This is a genomic window from Cobetia sp. MM1IDA2H-1, from assembly GCF_002916775.2.
Lineage (GTDB): Bacteria > Pseudomonadota > Gammaproteobacteria > Pseudomonadales > Halomonadaceae > Cobetia > Cobetia marina.
The window spans coordinates 1,638,798-1,660,657 of record NZ_CM133225.1 but is presented as its reverse complement, the minus strand read 5'-3'; the positions used below and the strand labels follow the sequence as shown (position 1 = coordinate 1,660,657).

Genomic DNA, 21,860 nt, shown 5'->3' with positions numbered 1-21,860 from the left:
CCTCCTCAGCGGGCGAGGAAGTCCAGGATATAGCGCACGGTATCCTGCGGCTTTTCATCCGTCACCCAGTGACCGGCGTCCTTCACCCAGATCAGCTCGGCACCCGGGATGGCATCTGTGAGCATCGGGGCGTAATCCGGCTTCTGGAAGTTGTCCTTGTCGCCCCACAGTACCAGGGTGTCGATCTCGATATTCTTGAGTTCGCCCGCAATGGCCTGGGTGTATTCCTTGTTGAGACGACGCATGTTGCGGAAGAAGGCTGCCTTGCCTTGCTCGCTGTTCCACTGGGACACGTAGCGCTCGACCATCTCTTCGGTCGCCACCGCCGGATCATGCACACCACTGGGCATGAAGCCGCGCATGGTGCTGATGAATTCCTCGACGCTGGTGGCTTCCTCGACGCCCGGCTCCAGCAGCTGCTTGAACTCCGGAATCGGCCAGGAATCGAAGCACACGCTGTCGATCAGCACCTGGCGACGAACGCGCTCGGGGTGGTTGACCGCCATCAGCTGACCGATACCCCCACCGATATCATGCGAGACGACATCCGCACTTGCCACACCCAGCGCATCCATCAGCTTGATGAAGATGCGTGTCTGGGCATTGATGGAAACATCAGCATCCACCGGCATGTCCGACTCGCCATAGTTGAGCATGTCCGGTGCGATGACCCGGTAATGTCTGGCCAATTCCGGCATCACATCGCGCCACATCAGCTTGTTGGTCGGAATGCCGTGAATCAACAACAGCGGCTGACCTTCCCCCATTTCCTTATAGGCAATGCGGTGACCTTCGATCATCGCATAACGGGTTTCCAGGGCTTCCATTGTCACGTTGTCGTGGCTCATTGCTGACCTCCTTGCTTGCTCGATTCTCAATCACGGCCTCGGCGATCTCGATTGCCGAACCTTGTGCGCCGTGAACGTGGAGCCACCGTACGTATTTTTGAGCAATCACTCAACCTCTTTTTTGATCAATCACTCAAAATACGTTTCAATAGCCGCAATCTTCAAAGGGAAAGCCCAATGGCCCGTGTCATCAACCGTAGTCTGCTCGATCTTCGCCGCCTGACCATCAATCTGGTGACCTACCCCGAGGGCCACAGCGTGATGCGCCATAACGACCCGATGGGTAGCGGCAGCTACTACAAGCTCAATATCGTGCTCAAGAAGCCCCGCCAGGGCGGTGTCTTCGAGACCGATGGCAGCATTTTTTGCCTCACGGACCGCGTGGTGTTCTTCCGCCCCGACCTTCACGAACACAGCGTCAGCCGCATCGAGCGCGGCAAACGTGTGCTGCTGAGCATCGCCTTGCACGCGCCTTGGCGGTGATCCGCAGTGAGACTGCGCTCGAGAGTATTGAAGTGAAAGCGGATAGTGAAACAGATGGCGGGTAGCGCCTGGCGACAAAAAACGCCAGTCAGCAATCGCTGACTGGCGTTTTTTCCCACCTGAATCCAGGCCAATAACTACGTGCTCAACAATGAGCTGCCTCGGCTATCGCATCCGGTCCAGCCCGACGCGATAGCGGGCAAAGCCCATCTCGTCCTGATCCACCAGCGTCATCGGATAGACCGCCTGGGCATCGATGAACTGCTGCGCATCCTCGCCGGGGGCGGTGGTGAAGCGAATGTCCAGCGGGGTGTCGGTGTCGATCGCGGCCAGACGCCAGTTGTGATCCGCCGCAGGGTCCACCGCGCCCTGCTGCTGCGTCTGTCGCGAGATGTACTGGGCCAGAATGCTGCGATTCTCGTCCGGTGACGCGAAGGCGACATGCGACTCTCCGGTGCCGGGGAAGTCCTCGCCGTAGGCGCGATAGTTGTTGGTCGCGAGCAGGAAGACATCGTCGTCCTTGACCGGCTCGCCCTCGTAGGCAAGCCCCTGGATACGATGGGCATCGGCGTCGATCAGCGCGCAATTGCCGTCATAACGCGCCGGCTGCGTGACATCCACCTGATACTCGACGCCGTCGATCACATCGAAGTTGTAGCTGCGGAAACCTTCCCAGTTGATCAGGGGCTGGGGCGTGGCGAGATTCGGGTCAATGCGATGGAACTGCCCGGCACTGCACTCGAGCCATTCCCGCACTTCCTTGCCGGTAACCTTGAGCGCCACCAGCGTATTCGGATAGAGATAGAGGTCGGCGGCATTGCGGAAGCTCAGCTCGCCGGCCTCCATCTCGGTGAACTGGGTCGGGTCATTGTGACGGCCACCGACCTTGAACGGCGCGGCTGCCGAAAGAATCGGCAAGCCTTCCAGGTCCGGATCGCCTTCGACGAAGCGTTTGACGTAATCGGCCTGGGCACGATTGACGATCTGGATCGTCGGGTCGTCCTGCACCAGCGCCAGATAGCTCTTCATCGCCGCACTGGCGCGGCCGATGCTGCGATTGACGTACTCCCGCGTGGCGTCGTGCTCATGCTCGACCAACGCCGCCAGTTCGGCATCTTCCCCCACCTGCGCCTCGCCACCCACCTGAATCGGGCGTGCCTCTGTCTGGCCACTTACCACCCGCCACTGGCCCGAGTCATTGCTCAGTTCAAGATCCATCACGCCCACATGGCTGCCCCAATGCCCCGGCATCATCGCCGGCACCCCGTTGAGGGTGCCCCTGGCGATGTCAGCCCCCGGCACCTTGGCAAATTCCTCGCTGGGGAAGACCGCATGGGCATGCCCGAAGGCAATGCCATCGATGCCTTCCACCTGCGAAAGGTAATACACCGAATTCTCGGCCATCACCCGGTAAGGGTCGGTCGAGATGCCGGAGTGCGGGATGGCGATCACCACATCCGCGCCCGCCCGGCGCATCTCGGGTACCCAGCGCCTGGCGCTCTCGGTGATGTCCTCGGCCGTCAGGCGCCCCTTGAGGTGCTTGCGATCCCAGGTCATCACCTGCGGCGGCGCGAAGCCGATATAGCCGACCTTCACTGTCTGAGCGTTGCCTTCACTGTCGGTGAAGGCATGGGGGGTGATCTGATAAGGCGTGAAGTACGGCTCGCCAGTCGTGGCGTCCAGCAGGTTGGCATTCACATAAGGGAACTGCGCGCCGGAAAGCGCCCGTTCGAGATACTCGAGCCCGTAATTGAACTCATGATTGCCGATGTTGCCGACATCGTAATCTAGCTGATTCATGACCTTGTAGGCCGGGAAGACATCACCCTCCTCAAGACCTTCCGCCGCCATGTAATCGCCCATCGGGCTGCCCTGAATGAGGTCTCCGTTGTCCAGCAGCACGCTGTTGACCACCTCGGAACGCGCCTGCTGGATCAGGCTCGCCGCGCGCACCAGGCCGATGCGCACGCTGGGACGGTCCTTGTAATAGTCGTAATCCATCACGTTGGCGTGGATGTCGGTGGTCTCGATCACGCGCAGTGACAGCGTCGCGGCATTGGCTGGCTGAGCGATCATCACGACACCCCCAATGCTGGCCAGACCGAGGATGGCTGCCCGCAGGCGACGCATTGCACGCGGACGCCGGGTGTTCCCCGCAGCCTCTTTGGTATCAGAGGCCGGCTGACCTTTCCTTCCGGATGATGCATTCGCCATCTCTCACTTCCTTGTCATGGGGGGATGTTCCTGTGGCCCTTCAGGGCAACGCTCCATTATTCAGATGCCGACGCCTCAGGCAACTGGCGGTCCCTGCCCGCCAACCAGCCGATTCCCGCCATCAGCACACTGAGGGAGGCACACACCATCAATGCCAACTGCCAGTCACCCTGCCGATCGTAGAGCGCCCCGATCAACGGCGGCCCCATGGCCGCGAGCAGGTAGCCCAGGGTCTGCGCCATGCTCGACAGCGACGCCGATTGCATGGCATCGCGCGCCCTGAGCCCCATGAACGACAGGGCGAGAATGAAGCTGGCCCCGGACCCCGCACCGAGCAGCAAGACCCACACCAGCGCCCACCCCGGCATCAGCCACAGCCCGATGAACCCTGCCAGCGACATGCAAGGCGTCGCGAAGGCGATCAGGCGTTGATCCTTCAGGCGCGGCATCAGGGGCACCAGAATCAATCCCGGCAAGGCCGAAGCCAGCTGCAGCAGACCATGCAGCGAGCCCGCCTTTTCCGGCGAGAAGCCATTGTCCGCCAGCATGCTCGGCAGCCAGCTGTTGACGGTATAGAACAGCAGCGAATTGATCCCCATGAAAAGCGTCACCTGCCAGGCCAGTGGCGAGTGCCACACGGCTGCCTGACGCACCGGCCGGGCGGCACCCTTCTCGGCTACCTTCTCGGCTTCCTTCGCCGCCGTCGGTAGGGAGCGATGCGACAACTGTGGCCACCACACCACCATCGTCACCACTGGCAGGATGACCACGATGAGCATCGCGAACTGCCAGCCATCCGCACTATCCTGCGCCAGCGGCACCATCACCGCCGAGGCGATGGCGGCCATGATGCCCATGGTCAGCACATAGCAAGAGGTCAGCAGCGCGATGTGTCGGGGAAAGCTGCGTTTGACCAGACTGGGCAACAGCACATTGCCCACCGCGATGCCCGCCCCGATCAAGGCGATCCCCACATAGAGCGCCAGCGTGTTGCCCTGCACCCGCAGCACGATGCCGGCGGCGATCGCCAGCAAGGCAAGGAAGACACTGCGCTCAAGCCCCACATGCCGTGCAAGACGGGGTACCCAGGGGGACACCACGACGAACGCCAACAGCGGCAGAATCATCAGCAACCCTGCCGCCGTGGCATTGAAGCCCAGCGCTGCCTGCAGACGCTCAAGCAACGGCGCGATACTGGTAAAGGGCGCACGCAGATTCATGGCAATCATCAGGATGCCGGCGATCAACACGGCAGGATGGCTCAATCGCCGAACAGGAGAAGAGTGGCAGAGTTCAGTCATGAGACGCTCGCAGCGAACTTGGAACGGACAGATAGCGGGACGACACATCAGAGGTGAATTCCCGCGCAGATTAACGATAGCGTAATCGCCAATATCGCTGCAGAATTGAGCCATCATGACATCAGATACCTGAAATCAGACAATCTGCGAGCCGACATGTCAGCCACCTCCTCAAAGACGTCCGCGACGCCGATTTCCCTTGCCACGCGAGACGCAACCTCATCGTCGGGAGTCGCCAGCGGTCACTCCTCCGTGCCCTTCTCCAGCAGCGTCTGCGAACATGACCCGGACATCTACGAGATTCCGGCCAGCGCCCTGCATGTGGATACCGGACAACAGGTGATGGAAGTCCCGATCCATCAGCATCGCAAGGGACAGCTGGTCATCGCCCTGCATGGCGTCGTGACCAGCCGCGTGCCGGAAGGGCTGTGGATGGTGCCGCCGCACAGCGGCGTCTGGATTCCCGGCAACCTGCCCCACAGCAACCACCTGACCCGTGGCGGCCGCGTGTGCCACCTGTTCATCGAGCCCGGAGCGCTCGAGATGCCGAGCCACAGCTGTACGCTGTCGATCTCGCCCCTGTTGCGTGAGCTGGTGCTGCGTCTGGCGGAGCTGCCCCAGCCATATCCTGAACAGGGGCCGACAGCGCGGCTGGTCGATGTCCTGCTGGAAGAACTGGCCTGCATGCCCAGCGAACGTCTGCATCTGCCCTTGCCTGAAGACCCGCGGCTGACCCGCATCAGCGATGCCTTGATCAAGACACCGGATGATCGGCGCACCCTGGCCGAGTGGGCGAGCGAACTGGCGATGAGCGAACGCACCCTCGCCCGCCTGATCCAGCGCGACACCGGCCTGAGCTTCAGCCGCTGGCGCCAGCAACTCCACCTGGTGGTGGCGATCCGCCTGCTGGCCGAGGGCATGAGCGTGCAGCGCGTCTCGGAAGACGTCGGTTATCAGTCCGTCAACGCCTTCATCAGCATGTTCAAGAAGCTGCTCGGCACCACGCCTGCCCGCTACCTGCAGGAGCGCGAGCAACGCCGCTCGGGCAGTGATATTGGCGACGCGTGACTACGCCCCCCCATGGGCGAAGACCCCGCGCATCGCCATGACGATGCCGCGGGGTCTTTGCATGATGCTACCTGAGCGTGGCGCCACTTGAGCATGGGCAAGCGCTTGGAAACGCCCTCTACCAAATGAGGACACAGCCACCGCTGTGCTCGACGCTTACTGGGTGGCAGCCTGCGCGACACTCACGGCCAGCGCTTCGACGGAATCCACGATCGGCAGCCGGTCATCCAGGAGATGGCTGATGAGGGAGAGCTCCGTGCAGGCCAGTACCAGCACATCCGCTTCCTGCGCCACCAGGTCAGAGGCTGCCTGACGGAAGGCTCCCCCGACGGCGTCATCACTCACCTGCCCTTTCTTGACGCTGCGAATCACCTCCAGCATCGCGTCCTCATCCTGGGGATAGGCCAGCGATAGACCACGCGCCGCGATGAAGCCTTCGTAAAGACCTATCTTGCGCAGCGCCGGCGAACACAGCATGCCGACACGTGCGCCCGGCCACTGCGCCGCCACCCGGTCCAAAGTGCGCTCGACGATATGCCACACCGGAATCGAGACGGCATCCTGCGCATCCTGCCAGTAGTAGTGGGCGGTGTTGCAGGGCATGACCAGAAAATCACACCCTGACTCCTCCAGTCGCTGGGCCATTTCCGCGATGGCAGGCCCCGGAGAGACATCTCCCCCTTCCAGCAGAGCCTTGATGCGCGACGGCACCTTGGGATTGTTGTCGACCACCATGTGCACATGATCGATGTCATCCTCGGCCGGTGTGGCCTGGATCACCTGCTGCATGAAGGCCACCGTGGCATCCGGCCCCATGCCGCCCAACACGCCCACGACGATATGTTCTGCGCCCGAGGCGTCATGCGAGCTTCTCATTGGTCGTTCTCCGACAAAACTCTCACTGAAGGTCAAGGTTCGAGAGGATGGCGACGTGGCCGGCATCCTCTCGAGGAACCGTGATGACGAGCCACTGCCCTCCGCTGCGCCGCTAGAAGCCCATCATGTCCGGCAGCCACATCGTCAGCTGCGGCACGAAGGCCAACAGCAAGGCGATCAGCACCATGGTGCCGACCAGCGGCAGCGCACGCACCGAAATCTTCTCGATGGACACGTTGGCGATGCTGGAACTGATGAACATGTTCTCGCCCAGCGGCGGGGTCGAGAAGCCGATCCCCAGACTGACCACCAGCACGATCCCGAAGTGCACCGGGTCCACGCCCAGCTCCACCATCACCGGCAGCAGCACCGGCGTGACGATCATGATGGTCGCCAGGATTTCGATGAACATGCCGACGATCAACAGGAAGGCGATCACCAGAATCCACACCAGCCACAGACTGTCGGTGATGTTGAGGATGCCTTGGGCGATCATGGCCGGAATGTGATGCTCCACCAGGATACGACCGAAGGCGGTGGCGGTGAACATGATGATCAGCACGCGGCCGGTTAGCCAGGTCGTGTTCTGGAAGGCTTCATTCAAGCCCAGCAGCGAGGACTCCTTGTGAATGAAGACACCGACGAACAGTGCATAGAAAATCGAGACGACGGCGGCTTCGGTCGGCGTGAAGAGACCGCTGTAGATGCCGCCGAGGATGACTACCGGTGCCATCAGTGACCAGAATCCTTCCTTGAGCACCTTGAAGACACGCGCCTTGTCATACGGCTCGCCCTGGGCCTGATAGCCGTTGCGCTTGGCGGTGATGTAGTTGGCGATCATCAGCGCCGCGCCCAGCAGGATGCCCGGAATCACGCCCGCCATGAACAGCGCGGAAATCGACTCATTGGCCGTCACGCCATAGATGACCAGCGGCATGCTGGGCGGAATCACGACGCCCAGACCACCCGCCGTGGCGGTGATCGCCGCCGGATAGCTTCGGCCGTAGCCACGCTCGATCATCGCCGGAATCACCAGCATGCCCACGGCCGCCGTGGTCGCCGGGCCAGAGCCGGAAATGGCGCCGAAGAACATGCAGGCCATCACCGCCGCCGCCCCCAGGCCACCTGCGGCCGGGCCCGCCAGCTCCTCGGCGATGCGAATCAGGCGCCGCGCGATACCGGCATCGCCCATCAAGGCGCCCGCCAGGATGAAGGACGGCAGCGCCATCAGCGGGAAGGAGTTGATCGCCGAGAACGCCAGCTCCACCAGTGAGGTGATGTCATCGCCACTGACGACATAGACCGCCATGGACGCCACCCCAAGGGCAACGACGATGGGTGAGCCCAGAAACAGCAGTGCACCGAACAGAGAGAACAGAATAGTCGCGGCCATGGCATCAGCCTCCCATCTTGGCGGTGCGGGTGTCATCGGCGGCATCCGGGGCCGCTTCCGTGATGCGCTTCACTTCCTCGTCGTCCACGTTGCCGGGCTCGATGCCTCTGACCAGCTTGAGGAACTGCACCTGCAATACGCGAAAGGCCATCAAGGTGAAGGCCACGGGGAAGATGTAATAGACGTAGGCGAGCGACCAGCCGAGCGCCGGTGACTCATAGGGAAACTCGGTGAGAAGCCCGATCAGATCCAGGCTCTTGTAGGCGATGATCAGGCTGAAGAGCGCCCAGATGAGGTCGACGAACAGCAGGATGGCGTTGGCCACCTTGCGCGGCAGCAGATTGATATGGGTCTGCAGCCGATTGTGGGCACTCAGGTGAGCCGCGTGTGCAGCCCCCAGGAAGACGAACCAGACGAAGGCGTAGCGTGCCAGCTCCTCCATCCATGCCATGCCGATACCGAACACGACACGCAATACCACTTGGGAAAACAGCAGGAGTACGAAGACCGCCAGCAGGAAACGACAGGCGTAATCCTCGATATTGTTCAATCTGGCCAACATGCGAGCCTCCTTCACGATGAACTGTGAGAGGGATACCCGCACTGGCGAGTATCCCTGCTCGAGAGCATTGAACGCAGCGAGGGGCGCTCAGGCGTCATTCACGCTGCCGACGCAAGCGCCCCCCGACCACTCGATCTCAGTGGCCCAATGCTTTCTGCAGTTCGTCGAAGGATTCCTTGCCGCCGATCTCCTCATAGAACTGCGGCCAGACCTTTTCCTTGGCGATGCTGATCCACTTGTCCTCGTCGGTCAGCTGGGCGGACTGCACCCCTTCCGCTTCCATGCCGGCACGCGCCTGAGAGGCCTCGGTCAGCTGGAATTGAAGCGCATAGAGCTGGGCTTCCAGACCGGCGCGATCGATGATCTCGCGCTCCTCGTCAGACAGCTTGCTGTAGGTACGCACCCCCATGACGATCGGCTGCAGGGAGTACTGGTAGTGGACCTCGGTCAGATACTTCTGCACTTCCTGGAACTTCATCGTGTAGTTGACGATGTCCGGGTTGTCCTGACCATCGATCACGCCCTGCTGCAGACCGGTGAAGACTTCCGGCCACGACATGCTGATCGGGCTGGCCCCCCAGGCCTGATAGGTAGCGAGCATGATCTTGTTCTGCGGCACACGGATCTTCAGGCCCTCAAGGTCTTCCAAAGACGTCACCGGACGCTTGGAGTTGGTCAGATAACGGAAGTTGGAATACAGCCAGCTGACGATGTGGACGCCGGCCTGCTTCTCGGCGATCTGGTTCCATTCATCTGCCAGCGGGCCGGTGGTGGCCTTGACGGCATCCGCATGGCTACGCAGTGCATAGGGCATGGTGAGCGCGCCGAGGCGCGGCGCATAGGGCGTCAGGTTGCCGACGCCGATCAGCGCGAAGTCCAGCTTGCCGATGCGCGTGTCCTGGATCATGCCGGTCTCGGAGCCCAGCTGACCGCCCGGGAACAACTCCACCTGCATCTCGCCATCGGAGAGTTGCTCGACCAGTTCCTCGAAGCGCTGTGCAAGCGCGCCCTGATCCGAATCCATCGGATCGCCCATGCCGACCTTGAAGGTCTTGGCCTGAGCGGTCGCTGACATCACCAACATCACTGCGGTTGCCAAGAGAGCTTTATTGAACATTGTTATTACTCCACTGGTTGCGGGTCCACATGCCCTGTCACCAGAACATGCGGATTGAAGATCATGTGGCTTTCAAAGCGTTATCGTTATGGGTTCACCACTGTCATACGCTGCCGCCAGGCGGCGTCATGCGACGGTCGAGACAGGTCGTGCGCTGTGCAGAGCGTCCTGAATCAAATCAGCGATCACCTCACAGTCCTGGACGTCGAAGGTCAGCGGAAGACGCAGATCACACAGTGTCGCCAGCACCCGGTCGGCATTGGGCACCGCACGGTGGCTGCCCAGATAGGCCCAGCTGTCGTAGCGACTGGTGTAATCCTCCGGCAGCGGCTTGCCGTACCATTTCACCGGTAGCCCACGCGCTTCACAGCCTGCGATGAAGGCTGCAATCTGCTCGTGGGTGCACTGCGCCAGCGTGAACTGGATGGAGCTTCCGACGTAGCCTTCCAGCGGGCCACGCAGGATGGGCGTGACGCCCTCCATGGCCGCGAGTCGGTCCTGCATGCGGGCATAGAGGGCATTCCAGCGCTCGCGACGCTCAGCCAGCTCTCCCAGTTGCGGACGCAGGATGGCGGCACGCAGATTGTCCATGCGACCACTCATGTTGGGGGTCTGCAGGCGCGTCTCAGCGAAGCTCTCCGCGGCCGGCGCCGCCAGGTGACGGTCGTACAGCATGTAGGAGCCCGAGAGAATGATGGCGCGTCGCATCACCTCATCATCCGCAGTCGCCAGCAGGCCACCCTCACCGGAATTGACGTGCTTGTAGGTCTGGGTGCTGTAGCAGCCGACCTTGCCGAAAGTGCCGCTGGGCTTGCCGTCGTAACTGGCGCCCATGGTATGCGCGCAATCCTCGATCACCGTGATGCCGCGGCTGTCGCAGATCTGCATGATCGCGTGCATGTCGCCGATATGCCCGCGCATGTGCGAGAGCATGAAGAAGCGGGCCCCGCTCTGATCGGCCGCACGCGCCAGATCCTCCGGATCGACGGTGGTGTCCTCGAGGATGTCCACCAGCACCGGCTCGCCACCGGCGGCGACGATGCTGCCGGGCACCGGGGACAGGGTGAAGGCGTTGCACAGCACCTTGTCACCGGCCTCGAGTCCACAGGCGCGCAGCGCCAGCTGCAGGGCATAGCCGCCGGAGGCACAGGCCAGCGCATGGGGAATGCCCAGACTCGCCGCGAATTCCTGTTCCAGCAGCGCCGTTTCGCCCTGCTCGCCTTCCGCCAGGTTGTAGCGATGCAGGCGACCACTGCGCATCACGGCGACGGCAGCCTCGATGGCGGTGTCGGAGATGGCTTCCTGCTGGGTGAATGACTTGGCAAAACGACGCATGTGGCCTCCTCAGTAACGCTTCTGGGCATAGACGGGGAAGTCCCAATCCTGCTCGGGGAAGTATTTGGTGAGGCGCCAGTCACAGGCACGCGCATGGCCTTCCATCCCTTCGGTGCGCGAGATGCGCGAACCGATGGCACTGAACTTGAGGTTGGCTTCGGCACTGAGCTGCTGGGTAGTCAGTACCTTCATGAACTTGTGGACATTCAGGCCTCCGGAGTAGCGACCGGCCCGCTTGGTCGGCAGGATATGGTTGGTGCCGGAACACTTGTCACCGTGGGTGACGGTGCTGCCTTCGCCCAGGAACAGAGAGCCGTAGTTGCCGAGATTCTGCTTCCACCACTCCAGGTCCTCACACAGCACCTGCAGGTGTTCGCAGGCGTACTGATCACTGATCTGGACCACTTCTTCGCGGGTGTCGCAAAGGATGACTTCGCCGTAGTCGCGCCAGGCGGCGTGGATGACCTCGGCGTTGGGCATGTCGTTGCCTACCAGCGGCACCAGCTCGATGACGCGGCGCGCGACCTCTTCACTGGTGGTGAACAGCCAGACCGGCGAGTTCGGGCCGTGCTCCGCCTGGGAGACGAGATCCACCGCGATGGTCATCGGGTCTGCGGTGTGATCGGCGATCACCGCCGATTCGGTGGGGCCGGCGAAGACGTCGATACCGACCTGCCCGAACAACAGACGTTTGGCTTCGGCAACGAAGGCATTGCCCGGACCGACGAGGATGTCGGCTTCGCGGCCGCCGAACAGGCCGAAGGCCATGCTGGCGACCGCGTGAACGCCACCCATTTCCAGGATGCGGTCGGCGCCAGCCACGTGCATGGCGTAGGCCACCGCCGGATTGATGCTGTCACCGCGCGGCGGCGAACAGGCCGTGATGTGCTTGACGCCGGCGGCCTTGGCCGTGGCGACACTCATCAGCGCCGATGCGGCATGCGCGTAGCGTCCACCCGGGACGTAGCAACCCGCGGCATCGATGGGCAGCACGCGCTGACCCAGCACGACACCCGGCTCGGTCTCGATCTCGAAGGACGTCAGGCTGTCGCGCTGCGCTTCGGCGAAACGACGGATCTGGCGATGGGCGAAATCGATATCGTCCTTGACGCTCTGCGGCACGCTCTCGATCAGCGTGGCCAGCTTTTCTTCACTGAGGACGAAATCGCCGCTCCAGTTGTCGAACTTCTCGGCATACATGCGCACGGCATCTTCACCACGCGAGCGAATGTCCTGCAGCATGTCCTGGACGATGGCCGTGGTGCGCTGATCTTCCTCTGCCACGCCGTCGGCTGCTTCAGCCAGCTTGAGGTGTCTGATTGTCATTGTGATTCCCCGAAAACTGCTGTGATCATCACGCTCCCCTGCCACCCGGGCCGGGAGCGTGTCGTTACGGGATGCGTCAGTCACATCGTGACCTTCAGGCGGGACGCATCACTGGCCGCAAACGCTATCAGGCCTGGTAATCCGCGAAGTTGAAGGCATCGGGGTAGCCGAACAGGGCCACGGCACCACCGGTGTGCAGGAAGACCACGTTCTCGCCTTCCTTGAAATGCCCCTTGCGCACCAGATCGATCAGACCGGCCATGCCCTTGCCGGAGTAGACCGGATCCAGCAGGATGCCTTCCTGCTGGGCCAGCAGCGTGACGGCCTCGACCATGCTTTCGGTCGGAATGCCGTAGCCTTCACCGACGTAATCGCAGTTGGCGACGACATCTTCACGCTTGACCACATCCGACAGGCCCAGCTTGGCTTCGGTCTTCTGCGCCAGCGCGAAGACATTGCCTTCTTGCTTGTCCTTCGGTGCCCGCACACCGATGCCGAGTACCGGAATGCCGGAGTTGCAGGCGGTCAGGCCCGTCACCAGTCCCGCCTGGGTGCCGGCGCTGCCGGTGGCGTGAACGAGGTGATCGATCTTGAGGCCCATGTCGTTGGCCTGGGACAGCAGCTCGAGGGCGGCATTCACGTAACCGAGTGCGCCGATCTCGTTGGAGCCCCCCCCCGGGATGATGTAGGGCTTCTTGCCCTTGCCGATCAGCTTGTCGGCCAGCGCTTCCATCTCGGCGGCCATGTCGGCACCACCGGCACGCTTGGCAACCGTCGCGCCATGCAGCTGGTCGAGGAAGACGTTGCCGTTGTAGTTGTAGCTGCGGTCGTCGCTGCCGGTACGGTCTTCCAGCAGGATGTGGCACTCAAGGCCCAGCTTGCAGGCAGCGGCAGCGGTCTGACGCGCGTGGTTGGACTGGGTAGCCCCCTGGGTGATGATGGTATCGGCGCCCTGCTCCAGCGCGTCCGCCATCAGGAATTCCAGCTTGCGGGTCTTGTTGCCACCGGTGGAAAGCCCGGTGCAGTCATCACGTTTGATCCAGAGACGCGGCCCACCCAGCAGCTTGCTCAGATTGTCCATCGGCTCCAGCGGAGTCGAGAGGTGACCAAGGCGAACACGGGGAAAACGGGACAGATGCATACGAGCCTCCAGGCGAGTCATTGTTGTCATAGGGATTACTCTCATAACGACGTTCGTCGAATGTGTGACATCACTCCGGCACGCCGCCGAGCGGTCTTCACAACAGTAAGCCGCGATTCTCGACAGTCCCAATGCCATGTTTCTCAAAGTTTGTTACTTTTCTGCATGACCAGTCCCATCCTCTGATCCGACTCAGATATCCAGAAGATCGACATGTCCGCAACGCCGACTGGCAGTCATATCAATTGCCCAAAAGCCCCGTTCTCATGGGACATCCGGTCAGCGTCGTGCCATGTCCGCAGGTGTCGCTGCAGGCTTCACCACAATGGGAAAGCGGTGCATGATGGCCAACCTCCAACAACAACCGACATCTCCTCAGGCGACGCATGAAGATCGAATGGATCGAAGACTTTCTCGCATTGATCGAGGCCGGGACCTTCTCGCTGGCAGCCGAGCGACGCAACGTGACGCAACCCGCCTTCTCGCGCCGAATACGGCAGCTCGAGGAGTGGCTGGGGGTCGAGCTGGTCTATCGTCAGTCGCAGCGCATGATCCTCACCGAGCACGCGCTGGAATATGAGCAGGAAATGCGGGAATGGCTGGCGCGGCTCTATACGCTGCGCAGCCGGCTACGCAGCGAGGCCCGCCAGGGGCCGAAGGCGATCATCACCACTCAGCACACCCTCACCGTCAGCTACCTGCCACGGTTGCTACGCTATTTCCGGCACAACTCCCCCGACGCCGGACTGCAGGTGAAATCACTGGATCGCAGCGAATGCCTGCAACTGTTCGAGCATGACCAGGCGGACCTGCTGCTGTGTTCCGAACTGCAGGGGGCGCCGATCTTCGATGACAACGGCGACACCCAGCGCATCTCGCTAGGGCTGGAGCGGCTGCTGCCGGTGTGTGCCCCGGACGCCCAGGGGCGCCCGCTGCACCTGCCACGCAGTGACCAGCGCCTGCCCTTGATCGCCTATGACCCGGAGAGCTTTCTGGGCCAGATTTTGGCCTCGCCCTACCTGATGGACCTGCAGCGCGCCCAGGACATTGACATCATCTGCGAGACGTCCTTCACGCTGGGCATTCGTGAGCTGGTGATGGCCGGACTGGGGGTCGGTTGGCTGCCCCATGGCCTGATCGAGGATGATCTGGAGAGCGGCAGGCTGATCTCGCTGCTGGGTGATCTGGGTGGGCCGACCCTTGAGGTAGCCTGCTATTGTCGCAATGACAACAACAGCACAGCGACTGATGCGCTCTGGCAACTGCTCAATGAGAGCCCGCCTGCCGTATGACGTCGTGAGACCTTCATCACTTTTCACTCCCAAGAGCCCGACATGAACCGCATCAACCCCGAAAAGCTGTTGCAGAGCAAATGGACCGCCGTGACACCCAGGAATCGTGAGCGACATTTCATCGTCACGCGCGTGATTCGTGATGATCAGGATGAGCATGTGGTCGAGGTCGTGTTGCAGGCGGTGCTGACACATCGCGATCACGTGCTGGGCTGGCGTGAGCTGAAACAGGACGATGTCTGGCAGATGGGCTGGAAATGATTTCCTGAAATGAGCATCGCTGAACGCACAAACGCCGCTCATGAGCGGCGTTTGTGCGTGAACCTGCACGAAATTGAGCGAAAGACTGTGCATGGCCGAAGTCGCGCCTCAGACGATGACTTCCCCTTCCAGCTGATCACACAGTGTCGCCATGCGCTGCACGGCTTCCAGCAGGGTGTCATCCGGCACGGTGAGGGCAACACGTACCAGTGGCCTTCCGCAGTCGCCGAAGACACTGCCCGGCATCACCGCGACCTGCTGCCGTTCCAGCAGCCGCCAGGCGAACTGTTCACCATCCAGGCCGGTGCGTGAGACATCAACCATCAGGAACATGCCGCCCTGGGGCAGGCTGGAAGACAGCTGCGGGATGGCCGCCAGCGCCTCATGGACCAGACGCGCGCGGCGCCCGAGTGATTCGCGAAGACGCTCGGTAGTATCGAAATCTCCGCGCAGCGCGGCCTCTGTCATGTCGGCGATGAAGGGCTGGTTGCCGAACAGCATGGTTTCCGAGACCGGCAACAGCCGACGACAGAATTCCGCTGAGCCGATGGCCCAGCCACTGCGAAAGCCGGTGGCGGCGTGGCTCTTGGAGATGGAGGACACCACCACGGTGCGCTCACGCAGTGCCTCAATTTCCAGCGGCGATACGAATTCGCCCGTGAAGATCAGCGCTTCATAGACCTCATCACAGACGATCCACAGATCATGCTCGCGACATAATGCCCCGATGTGCTCGAGGGTCGCCCGGTCCATCACCGCACCGGTGGGGTTGTGCGGGGTATTGAGCAGCAACACACGGCTCTGCGGCGTGATGGCCGCGGCCAGATCTTCCGGCTGCAACACGAAGCCATGCTCCATGCGCAGCGGTACCGGCTGCAGATCACCGCCAGCGCCGCGGATCACGCCCTCATAGGTGGCGTAGTAGGGGTCGCCGGTCAGCACGCCGGCCCCCTCCTCCACCAGCGCCAGCATCACCGCGAACAGCGCCGTCTGCGTACCGGGGAAACACAGCACGTTATCTGCGCTGATCTCGGGCATGCGTGCTGCGTAGCGCTCGGCCAGTGCCGCGACCAGCCCCGGCTCACCACGGCCATCGGAGTAGCGGGTACGGCCAGCGCGCAGCGCCTCGACACAGTGCTCGACCAGGGCCGGATGCGTGGCGATATCCGGCTCCCCGATGGTCAGCTCGATGATCGGCTCGCCGGCCTGGATACGCTGGCGGGCAGCGCTGTGGACGGCCCATTTGTCACCGCCCAGATCACTCAATCGTTCGGTAATGGTGGCGTAGCGCATGCTCAACTCCTGTGAGGTGGGGGTAATGTCGTGACGGCGACGTGCTCAAGCAAGGTGCCCTGTGGCAGCCGCAGAATGCCCTCTGCCGCCCGCATGGCGATCGCGGGCAGCCACTCGACCGGATAGAGGCCGTGTTCCAGCCCGCCTTCCAGCCACAGGCCATCGATCAAGCCATTGAGGGCGATCGCCAGCTCCTGACAATCGCTCTCGGTGGCGGGCAGCGCGTGGGCATTCAGTACCGGCTGGACCAGCTGTGCGAGCAGGTCGAGAAACTCGCGATAGGTTTCCTGGTGCACCGCCGAATAGGTGGCATCGTGACGTACCCGACCAATGAAGGTCGCCCACAGGGAGACCTTGTGGGCGGCCAGATTGGGCTGAGTGAGACTCGCCGCGATGAAGCGTGCCAGACGACACGCCGAGGATTCATCACTGACCGGGCTGGCATCGGCGATATCGGAGGTCAGCTGGCCCATCATGTAGGCATAGGCGGCCCGCACCATGTCATCCTTGGTGCCGAAGTGGTGGCGAATCAGCCCGGGTGAGACACCGGCCGCCTCCGCCACGCGGCGCACGCTGGCGCCGGCCAGACCATGCTGCGCGACACAGCTCAGCGTGGCTTCCAGCAGGTCGCGCTGACGCTGATCCTGGGAAAGGCGCTGGAACACCTTGCGACTCATCTGGGCCCCTCTCCTTCACTCAACGCCGGGATTGCCGCACTTGCCTCACTCTCACGTGACAGCGGCCACGCATCGAGGGAAGGCTTATCGACGATAGTCACTGCCAAGGCTCTCCAGCAGACGCAGGTGGGAATCCCATTCCAGTGCCAGATCGCCATCCTCATGGATGGCCATGTCGTACTGGTCGACCACATGCGCACAGATCTCGGTCGAGAGACGGCGCACCGGCTGGCCCATGGAGAGGGTCGCGACCTGAATCTCGCAGCTGCGCTCGAGGTAGAACATGTTGTTGAACATCTCGGCAGCAGAGGCACCGGTGGTCAGCAGGCCATGATTGCGCAGGATCAACGCCGGATTGTCGCCAAGGCTTGCCACGATGCGTTCGCGCTCATCCAGATCCAGCGCGATGCCTTCGTAGTCGTGGTAGGAGACGCGACCATGGAACTGCAGGGCGATCTGATTCAGCGGCAGCAGTCCTTCTTCCAGGCTCGATACCGCGACGCCGGCGCGCGTATGGGTATGCATGATCCAGCTGGCAGAGTGGCTTGCCGCATGAATCGCCGAGTGAATGGTGAAGCCGGCTGGATTGACCCGCGCGGCGCTGTCATCGACCTTCTCGCCGTTGACGTCGATCTTGACCAGCGAGGATGCGGTGATCTCCTCCCAGCGCCAACCATAGGGATTGATCAGGAAGTGCCCTTTCTCACCCGGCACTCGCGCCGTGATGTGGGTATAGATCAGGTCGGTCATGCGGTAGTGCGCCGCCAACCGATAGCAGGCTGCCAGATCAAGGCGTGCCTGCCATTCCGCGTCACTCATGGTTGATGCCTGCATGTCGCTGTCTCCTGTGATCAAGATGTCGCTGTCTGGGGTCGAGAAAGGCTCCGCAGAGCCCTGAAAAGCCTTGACGCCTCCACCTTCCGGTCCTCAATAGACCAGGGCCTCAATAGACCAGGGCCTCAATAGCCGCGCTGGCGATCCACGCCCAACGTGAGCGGCAGGCCATCGCGCAACTCGCGCGCCGTGGCCACCACCTGCTCGGCGACCACCTCGGGGAGCGAGTCACTGGCGACATGCGGCGTGATGCGCAGGCGCGCGTCCTGCCACCAGCGATGATTGGGCGCCAATGGCTCCTCGCGGAAGACGTCCAGCGTCGCGCCCGCCAGCTGACCGGACGCCAGTGCCGCATCGAGATCGGCTTCCACCAGGTGCTCGCCGCGGCCGATCTGTACAAGCCATGCCCCCGGCCGCAGCTGGGCGAACAGGGTCGCATTCAGCACATTCTCGGTGACCGGAGTCAGCGGCAGGATGTTGATCAGGTAATCCGCTCCCTGAGCCGCGGCCATCACCGCATTGTCGCCCGTCAGATAGCGCACGCCTTGCACTGGTGCGACGGGTTCGCTGCGACAGGCGACCGTCACCGTGAATCCCAGTGCCGACAGCGAAGTGACCACCGCGCGCCCCATGCTGCCGTGGCCCAGCACCGCCACCTGCGCCTTCTCGGGCGCACGCATCGGCAAGGGCTGCCACTCACGGCGCGTGGCATTGTCTGCCATGACGGCAAACTCGCGCTCTTGATGCAGCACTTCATGCGCGGCAAACCCGGCCATCAGAAATGCCTGATGCGGATCTCGCACCCGTGCGACCTGAACCTCATCTGACAGCCCCGGATGACTGAGCAGAGCATCCACCCCCGCCGCGATCGACATGGCAAGCATGAGATTGGGGTACGGCGCGAAGGCGTCTTCTCCCGGCTGCCAGCAGATGGCGAACGCGACCTCCGTGGGGTCTTCGATCTCCTGCGGGTTCTGCAGCACGACATCCTCGCCCAGCTGGCGCAGCGCCTCACCGTAGAGGCTGTCCAGGTCCAGGGATTCACTCAGGTAGACACCCAGAATCGGGGCTTGGCTTGGCATTGGCTCTCCTTGTGTCACGACTGGCAGCGAGTGGATTGCGGTGGATCTTCCGCCACTATTGCACACTCGTATAATTACTGCCAGCCGTCCTGTACTCCCCCGAGCCTTCATCGCCCTGCTGGCGCAGCGCCGCCTTGAGCCACAAGGAGAGGCGCAAACGCCTCTCCACTCTCCACCCTAAAATCGAGGCTTCGCGCCGCCAGGGGGATTGAGCAAACAATAACGCCCGCGATCATCGAGCAAGGGCTCATGAACGCGGACGTCAATCATCGATGTCCTTTCACGGACTTCAGTCCTGCTGATTCTCCAGCAATGACTTCAGACCATGCGGCTGGCAACGCAGATACTGGGGCGAGACCTTGACGGTATCTCCCAGCGCGGCGGCCGCATGCCAGGGCCAGCGCGGGTCATAGAGAATGCCGCGCGCCAGGGCGATGGCATCGGCACGCTCTGTCACCAGCAGGTCTTCCGCCTGCTGTGGCTCGGTGATCAAGCCCACCGCGATGACGGGCATGACCACCTGAGCCTTCAAGGCCTCGGCGTGCGGGACTTGATAGTTGGGTTCCACCGGAATCTGCTGCTGCTCGCTGAGCCCGCCGCTTGAGACATGCAGATAGTGGCAGCCACGGCGGTCAAGCGCCTTGGCGAGTTCGATGCTCTGTGCGAGATCCCAGCCGCCCTCGACCCAGTCCGTCGCGCTGATCCGGATGCCCAGCATGACCTCGTCAGGAATCGCGGCGCGAACGGCGTCGAACACCTCAAGCGTCAGCCGCATGCGATTCTCCAGTGAACCGCCATAGTCGTCCTCGCGCTGATTGCTCAACGGTGACAGGAATTGATGCAGCAGATAACCATGCGCCGCGTGCAGCTCGATCCCGTCGAGACCGATCTCGACGGCACGCCGGGCCGCTTCCACGAAGGCGTCGATGGTCTGGGCGATCTGCTCGGCGCTCATCGCCTCGGGAAGCGGCCCCCCTTCACTGAAGGGAATCGCGCTGGGTGCCAGAGTCTGCCAGCCGTTGGGTTGTCCCGGAGCAATGGCAGTTCCGCCCTCCCAGGGCTTCTCGCATGAGGCCTTGCGGCCCGCGTGACCGATCTGCACGGCCAACGGCATCGGCGAATAACGACGGATATGCTCGACGACACCTTGCATCGCGTCACGCGTTGCCTCGTCAAAGAGCCCCACATCGCCATGGGTGATACGCCCTTCGGGGGAGACGGCACTGGCCTCGAAGATCAGCAGGCCGGCACCTGACTGGGCCAGATTGCCGAGATGCTGGTCATGCCAGGCTTGCATCCGGCCATCCTGGGCGGAGTACTGGCACATCGGTGCAATGATGATGCGATTGTCCAGCGTGAGCGGGCCGAGCTTCAGCGGGGAAAACAGTGTGGACATGGATATCCTCCAGACACGTGCAGGAACAGGTTGGGCAAGGCTCATGAGCGGACATGACAGGGGGAGCGGGTACCATCTCCTCCGGCAAACCATTGCGGATACAGTTCAGGCACAATGCGGGCGAGAGGCAGGAGTCACAAGCAAAGGATGGCATCAGGGCCGGCAACGCTGAGTTGCCCAGGCTTCACGCAGGCTTTCTCAGGCACGCTCCTTACGCACGTTCTCTCATACATCACGCGATCAATTGTCAGCGTGCGTGACCACCCCCTCGGTGGCCAGTCCCTCGATGGCCAGTCTCTCGATGGTCAGTACCTCGGAGACCAGCAGACGCCCGACATCAGCAATCGCGGCGTCACGCACCGCACGCTCGGCCTCGCTCTCGGTCAGATAGACCGCCACGATCAACGGGGCGTGATTCGGCGGCCAGATGATGGCGATGTCATTGTTGGTGCCATGCCCCCCGCCCCCGGTCTTGTCAGCGATCTGCCAGTCATCCGGCAAGGCGGCACGCAGCTTGTCACTTCCCGTGGTATTGGCCAGCATCCAGCCCTGCAACGTGAGACGCGACGCCTCGCTCAGCGCCTCCCCCAGCAGCAGCCGCTGAAGGGTGGACGCCATCGCGTCGGGAGTGGTGGTATCACGGGGATCTCCCGGAGTGGCCTCATTGAGCGCCGTTTCACGACGATCCAGACGTGTGATGTCATCCTTCAGAGTCCGCAGATAATTCGTCAGCCCGACAGGCCCACCGATGGCATCGAGAATCAGATTGCCGGCGGTATTGTCGCTGGTGGTGATGGTGGCGCGGCACAACGCCGCCAGTGTCATGCCATCGCCCTCCACCTGACGTTCGGTGACGGGGGAATAGGACACGAGATCCGCCGGGCGAATCTCCACCTTGCGTGACAGCGACTCCTGGCGGGCATCCACCCGCGAGAGCAGATTGCCGCATGCCAGCACCTTGAAGGTGCTGCTCATGGGGAAACGCTCATCACCCCGCCAGCTGACACGTCTGCCATCGGCAGTATCCAGTACCGTCACACCAAGGCGCGCGCCGACCCGCTGCTCTATTTCCTGCAGATTGGCGACCACAAGTCCCTCACGCTCCGCCTCGGAAGCGACCACGGACGCTGCGTGAGCCGGACTGATCATCAGCCATGACAGACAGGACGCCAGCATCGCGTCACGCCCACGACGCAGGACTCTTGCCCTTGCCGCGCCTTGGGGCCTGGCCGGATCGCGCGGCGTTGTCGGGCGCCGACCATCGGCTGAGGCGCTACAGGCAAATCTCATGGGTCCATCACCTTTCATGGGGGCGCTACCTGACACCTCAGGTCGCGCAGTCAACGTGTCCGTCTGCAGAC

Annotated in this window: 20 protein-coding genes; 4 read left to right on the top strand and 16 right to left on the bottom strand. The window is 62.5% G+C overall.

Annotation, left to right across the window (positions count from 1 at the left end; all coding sequences use genetic code 11):
* Positions 1 to 5: 5 nt before the first annotated feature.
* Positions 6 to 848, bottom strand: coding sequence for an alpha/beta fold hydrolase (locus tag BOH68_RS07130; protein ID WP_240704136.1), 843 nt, complete (start codon positions 846 to 848; stop codon positions 6 to 8).
* Positions 849 to 1,025: 177 nt separating this feature from the next.
* On the opposite strand from BOH68_RS07130, the gene BOH68_RS07125 reads away from it, so the two are divergent.
* Positions 1,026 to 1,331: a hypothetical protein gene (locus BOH68_RS07125; protein WP_077376944.1), complete on the top strand. Its 306-nt coding sequence runs from the start codon at positions 1,026 to 1,028 to the stop codon at positions 1,329 to 1,331.
* Positions 1,332 to 1,496: 165 nt separating this feature from the next.
* On the opposite strand, the gene BOH68_RS07120 is transcribed toward BOH68_RS07125, so the two are convergent.
* Complete coding sequence (locus BOH68_RS07120; protein WP_077376947.1) at positions 1,497 to 3,461, bottom strand: bifunctional 2',3'-cyclic-nucleotide 2'-phosphodiesterase/3'-nucleotidase; 1,965 nt, start codon at positions 3,459 to 3,461, stop codon at positions 1,497 to 1,499.
* A 140-nt stretch (positions 3,462 to 3,601) separates the two neighbouring features.
* Positions 3,602 to 4,846, bottom strand: a complete 1,245-nt coding sequence (locus BOH68_RS07115) for an MFS transporter (RefSeq protein WP_077376950.1) — start codon at positions 4,844 to 4,846, stop codon at positions 3,602 to 3,604.
* A gap of 156 nt (positions 4,847 to 5,002) precedes the next feature.
* Between BOH68_RS07115 and BOH68_RS07110 the strand changes: the two genes are divergently transcribed.
* Positions 5,003 to 5,914 (top strand): helix-turn-helix domain-containing protein, encoded by a 912-nt coding sequence (locus BOH68_RS07110; protein ID WP_077377442.1) that lies wholly within the window; start codon positions 5,003 to 5,005, stop codon positions 5,912 to 5,914.
* A gap of 156 nt (positions 5,915 to 6,070) precedes the next feature.
* On the opposite strand, the gene cuyB is transcribed toward BOH68_RS07110, so the two are convergent.
* The 7 genes from cuyB to cuyA form a co-directional block, all read right to left on the bottom strand.
* Positions 6,071 to 6,790: a cysteate racemase gene (gene cuyB / locus BOH68_RS07105; protein WP_077376953.1), complete on the bottom strand. Its 720-nt coding sequence runs from the start codon at positions 6,788 to 6,790 to the stop codon at positions 6,071 to 6,073.
* Positions 6,791 to 6,902: 112 nt separating this feature from the next.
* On the bottom strand, positions 6,903 to 8,183 hold the full coding sequence (locus BOH68_RS07100) for a TRAP transporter large permease (RefSeq protein ID WP_077376955.1): 1,281 nt from the start codon (positions 8,181 to 8,183) through the stop codon (positions 6,903 to 6,905).
* A gap of 4 nt (positions 8,184 to 8,187) precedes the next feature.
* Positions 8,188 to 8,745 carry a TRAP transporter small permease gene (locus tag BOH68_RS07095; RefSeq protein ID WP_077376958.1) on the bottom strand — a complete coding sequence of 186 codons (558 nt, stop codon included), beginning with the start codon at positions 8,743 to 8,745 and terminating at the stop codon, positions 8,188 to 8,190.
* Positions 8,746 to 8,881: 136 nt separating this feature from the next.
* Positions 8,882 to 9,820, bottom strand: a complete 939-nt coding sequence (locus tag BOH68_RS07090) for a TRAP transporter substrate-binding protein (protein WP_200019655.1) — start codon at positions 9,818 to 9,820, stop codon at positions 8,882 to 8,884.
* Positions 9,821 to 9,988: 168 nt separating this feature from the next.
* A complete protein-coding gene (locus tag BOH68_RS07085; protein WP_077376964.1) occupies positions 9,989 to 11,197 on the bottom strand; it encodes a DegT/DnrJ/EryC1/StrS family aminotransferase in 1,209 nt (402 codons plus the stop codon).
* A 9-nt stretch (positions 11,198 to 11,206) separates the two neighbouring features.
* Positions 11,207 to 12,523: a histidinol dehydrogenase gene (gene hisD, locus BOH68_RS07080; RefSeq protein ID WP_103751434.1), complete on the bottom strand. Its 1,317-nt coding sequence runs from the start codon at positions 12,521 to 12,523 to the stop codon at positions 11,207 to 11,209.
* Positions 12,524 to 12,650: 127 nt separating this feature from the next.
* Positions 12,651 to 13,664, bottom strand: a complete 1,014-nt coding sequence (gene cuyA, locus BOH68_RS07075) for a D-cysteate sulfo-lyase (protein ID WP_077376967.1) — start codon at positions 13,662 to 13,664, stop codon at positions 12,651 to 12,653.
* Positions 13,665 to 14,050: 386 nt separating this feature from the next.
* On the opposite strand from cuyA, the gene BOH68_RS07070 reads away from it, so the two are divergent.
* Both BOH68_RS07070 and BOH68_RS07065 read left to right on the top strand, forming a co-directional pair.
* Positions 14,051 to 14,956, top strand: a complete 906-nt coding sequence (locus BOH68_RS07070; protein WP_077376970.1) for a LysR family transcriptional regulator — start codon at positions 14,051 to 14,053, stop codon at positions 14,954 to 14,956.
* Positions 14,957 to 14,998: 42 nt separating this feature from the next.
* Positions 14,999 to 15,217, top strand: coding sequence for a TIGR02450 family Trp-rich protein (locus BOH68_RS07065; protein WP_077376973.1), 219 nt, complete (start codon positions 14,999 to 15,001; stop codon positions 15,215 to 15,217).
* 108 nt (positions 15,218 to 15,325) lie between these two features.
* Here BOH68_RS07065 and BOH68_RS07060 read toward each other — a convergent pair whose 3' ends face one another.
* The 6 genes from BOH68_RS07060 to bla all read right to left on the bottom strand — a co-directional run bounded on the left by BOH68_RS07060 (position 15,326) and on the right by bla (position 21,789).
* Positions 15,326 to 16,510 carry a pyridoxal phosphate-dependent aminotransferase gene (locus tag BOH68_RS07060; protein WP_077376976.1) on the bottom strand — a complete coding sequence of 395 codons (1,185 nt, stop codon included), beginning with the start codon at positions 16,508 to 16,510 and terminating at the stop codon, positions 15,326 to 15,328.
* A gap of 2 nt (positions 16,511 to 16,512) precedes the next feature.
* Positions 16,513 to 17,187, bottom strand: a complete 675-nt coding sequence (locus BOH68_RS07055) for a TetR/AcrR family transcriptional regulator (RefSeq protein ID WP_077376978.1) — start codon at positions 17,185 to 17,187, stop codon at positions 16,513 to 16,515.
* Positions 17,188 to 17,271: 84 nt separating this feature from the next.
* Positions 17,272 to 18,021, bottom strand: a complete 750-nt coding sequence (locus BOH68_RS07050; protein ID WP_219815821.1) for a class II aldolase/adducin family protein — start codon at positions 18,019 to 18,021, stop codon at positions 17,272 to 17,274.
* Between the two features lie 125 nt (positions 18,022 to 18,146).
* Positions 18,147 to 19,103 carry an NAD(P)-dependent oxidoreductase gene (locus BOH68_RS07045; RefSeq protein WP_077376981.1) on the bottom strand — a complete coding sequence of 319 codons (957 nt, stop codon included), beginning with the start codon at positions 19,101 to 19,103 and terminating at the stop codon, positions 18,147 to 18,149.
* A 289-nt stretch (positions 19,104 to 19,392) separates the two neighbouring features.
* Positions 19,393 to 20,499, bottom strand: coding sequence for an NADH:flavin oxidoreductase/NADH oxidase (locus BOH68_RS07040; protein ID WP_077376984.1), 1,107 nt, complete (start codon positions 20,497 to 20,499; stop codon positions 19,393 to 19,395).
* Positions 20,500 to 20,739: 240 nt separating this feature from the next.
* Positions 20,740 to 21,789, bottom strand: coding sequence for a class A beta-lactamase (gene bla / locus BOH68_RS07035; RefSeq protein ID WP_258038281.1), 1,050 nt, complete (start codon positions 21,787 to 21,789; stop codon positions 20,740 to 20,742).
* Positions 21,790 to 21,860 lie beyond the last annotated feature (71 nt).

Bases quoted from the DNA above. Each gene is read 5' to 3' on its own strand.
- BOH68_RS07130 (WP_240704136.1), bottom strand. From the start codon at position 848: ATGAGCCACGACAACGTGACAATGGAAGCCCTGGAAACCCGTTATGCG.
- BOH68_RS07125 (WP_077376944.1), top strand. From the start codon at position 1,026: ATGGCCCGTGTCATCAACCGTAGTCTGCTCGATCTTCGCCGCCTGACC.
- BOH68_RS07120 (WP_077376947.1), bottom strand. From the start codon at position 3,461: ATGCGTCGCCTGCGGGCAGCCATCCTCGGTCTGGCCAGCATTGGGGGT.
- BOH68_RS07115 (WP_077376950.1), bottom strand. From the start codon at position 4,846: ATGACTGAACTCTGCCACTCTTCTCCTGTTCGGCGATTGAGCCATCCT.
- BOH68_RS07110 (WP_077377442.1), top strand. From the start codon at position 5,003: ATGTCAGCCACCTCCTCAAAGACGTCCGCGACGCCGATTTCCCTTGCC.
- cuyB (WP_077376953.1), bottom strand. From the start codon at position 6,790: ATGAGAAGCTCGCATGACGCCTCGGGCGCAGAACATATCGTCGTGGGC.
- BOH68_RS07100 (WP_077376955.1), bottom strand. From the start codon at position 8,183: ATGGCCGCGACTATTCTGTTCTCTCTGTTCGGTGCACTGCTGTTTCTG.
- BOH68_RS07095 (WP_077376958.1), bottom strand. From the start codon at position 8,745: ATGTTGGCCAGATTGAACAATATCGAGGATTACGCCTGTCGTTTCCTG.
- BOH68_RS07090 (WP_200019655.1), bottom strand. From the start codon at position 9,820: ATGTCAGCGACCGCTCAGGCCAAGACCTTCAAGGTCGGCATGGGCGAT.
- BOH68_RS07085 (WP_077376964.1), bottom strand. From the start codon at position 11,197: ATGCGTCGTTTTGCCAAGTCATTCACCCAGCAGGAAGCCATCTCCGAC.
- hisD (WP_103751434.1), bottom strand. From the start codon at position 12,523: ATGACAATCAGACACCTCAAGCTGGCTGAAGCAGCCGACGGCGTGGCA.
- cuyA (WP_077376967.1), bottom strand. From the start codon at position 13,664: ATGCATCTGTCCCGTTTTCCCCGTGTTCGCCTTGGTCACCTCTCGACT.
- BOH68_RS07070 (WP_077376970.1), top strand. From the start codon at position 14,051: ATGAAGATCGAATGGATCGAAGACTTTCTCGCATTGATCGAGGCCGGG.
- BOH68_RS07065 (WP_077376973.1), top strand. From the start codon at position 14,999: ATGAACCGCATCAACCCCGAAAAGCTGTTGCAGAGCAAATGGACCGCC.
- BOH68_RS07060 (WP_077376976.1), bottom strand. From the start codon at position 16,510: ATGCGCTACGCCACCATTACCGAACGATTGAGTGATCTGGGCGGTGAC.
- BOH68_RS07055 (WP_077376978.1), bottom strand. From the start codon at position 17,187: ATGAGTCGCAAGGTGTTCCAGCGCCTTTCCCAGGATCAGCGTCAGCGC.
- BOH68_RS07050 (WP_219815821.1), bottom strand. From the start codon at position 18,021: ATGCAGGCATCAACCATGAGTGACGCGGAATGGCAGGCACGCCTTGAT.
- BOH68_RS07045 (WP_077376981.1), bottom strand. From the start codon at position 19,103: ATGCCAAGCCAAGCCCCGATTCTGGGTGTCTACCTGAGTGAATCCCTG.
- BOH68_RS07040 (WP_077376984.1), bottom strand. From the start codon at position 20,499: ATGTCCACACTGTTTTCCCCGCTGAAGCTCGGCCCGCTCACGCTGGAC.
- bla (WP_258038281.1), bottom strand. From the start codon at position 21,789: ATGAGATTTGCCTGTAGCGCCTCAGCCGATGGTCGGCGCCCGACAACG.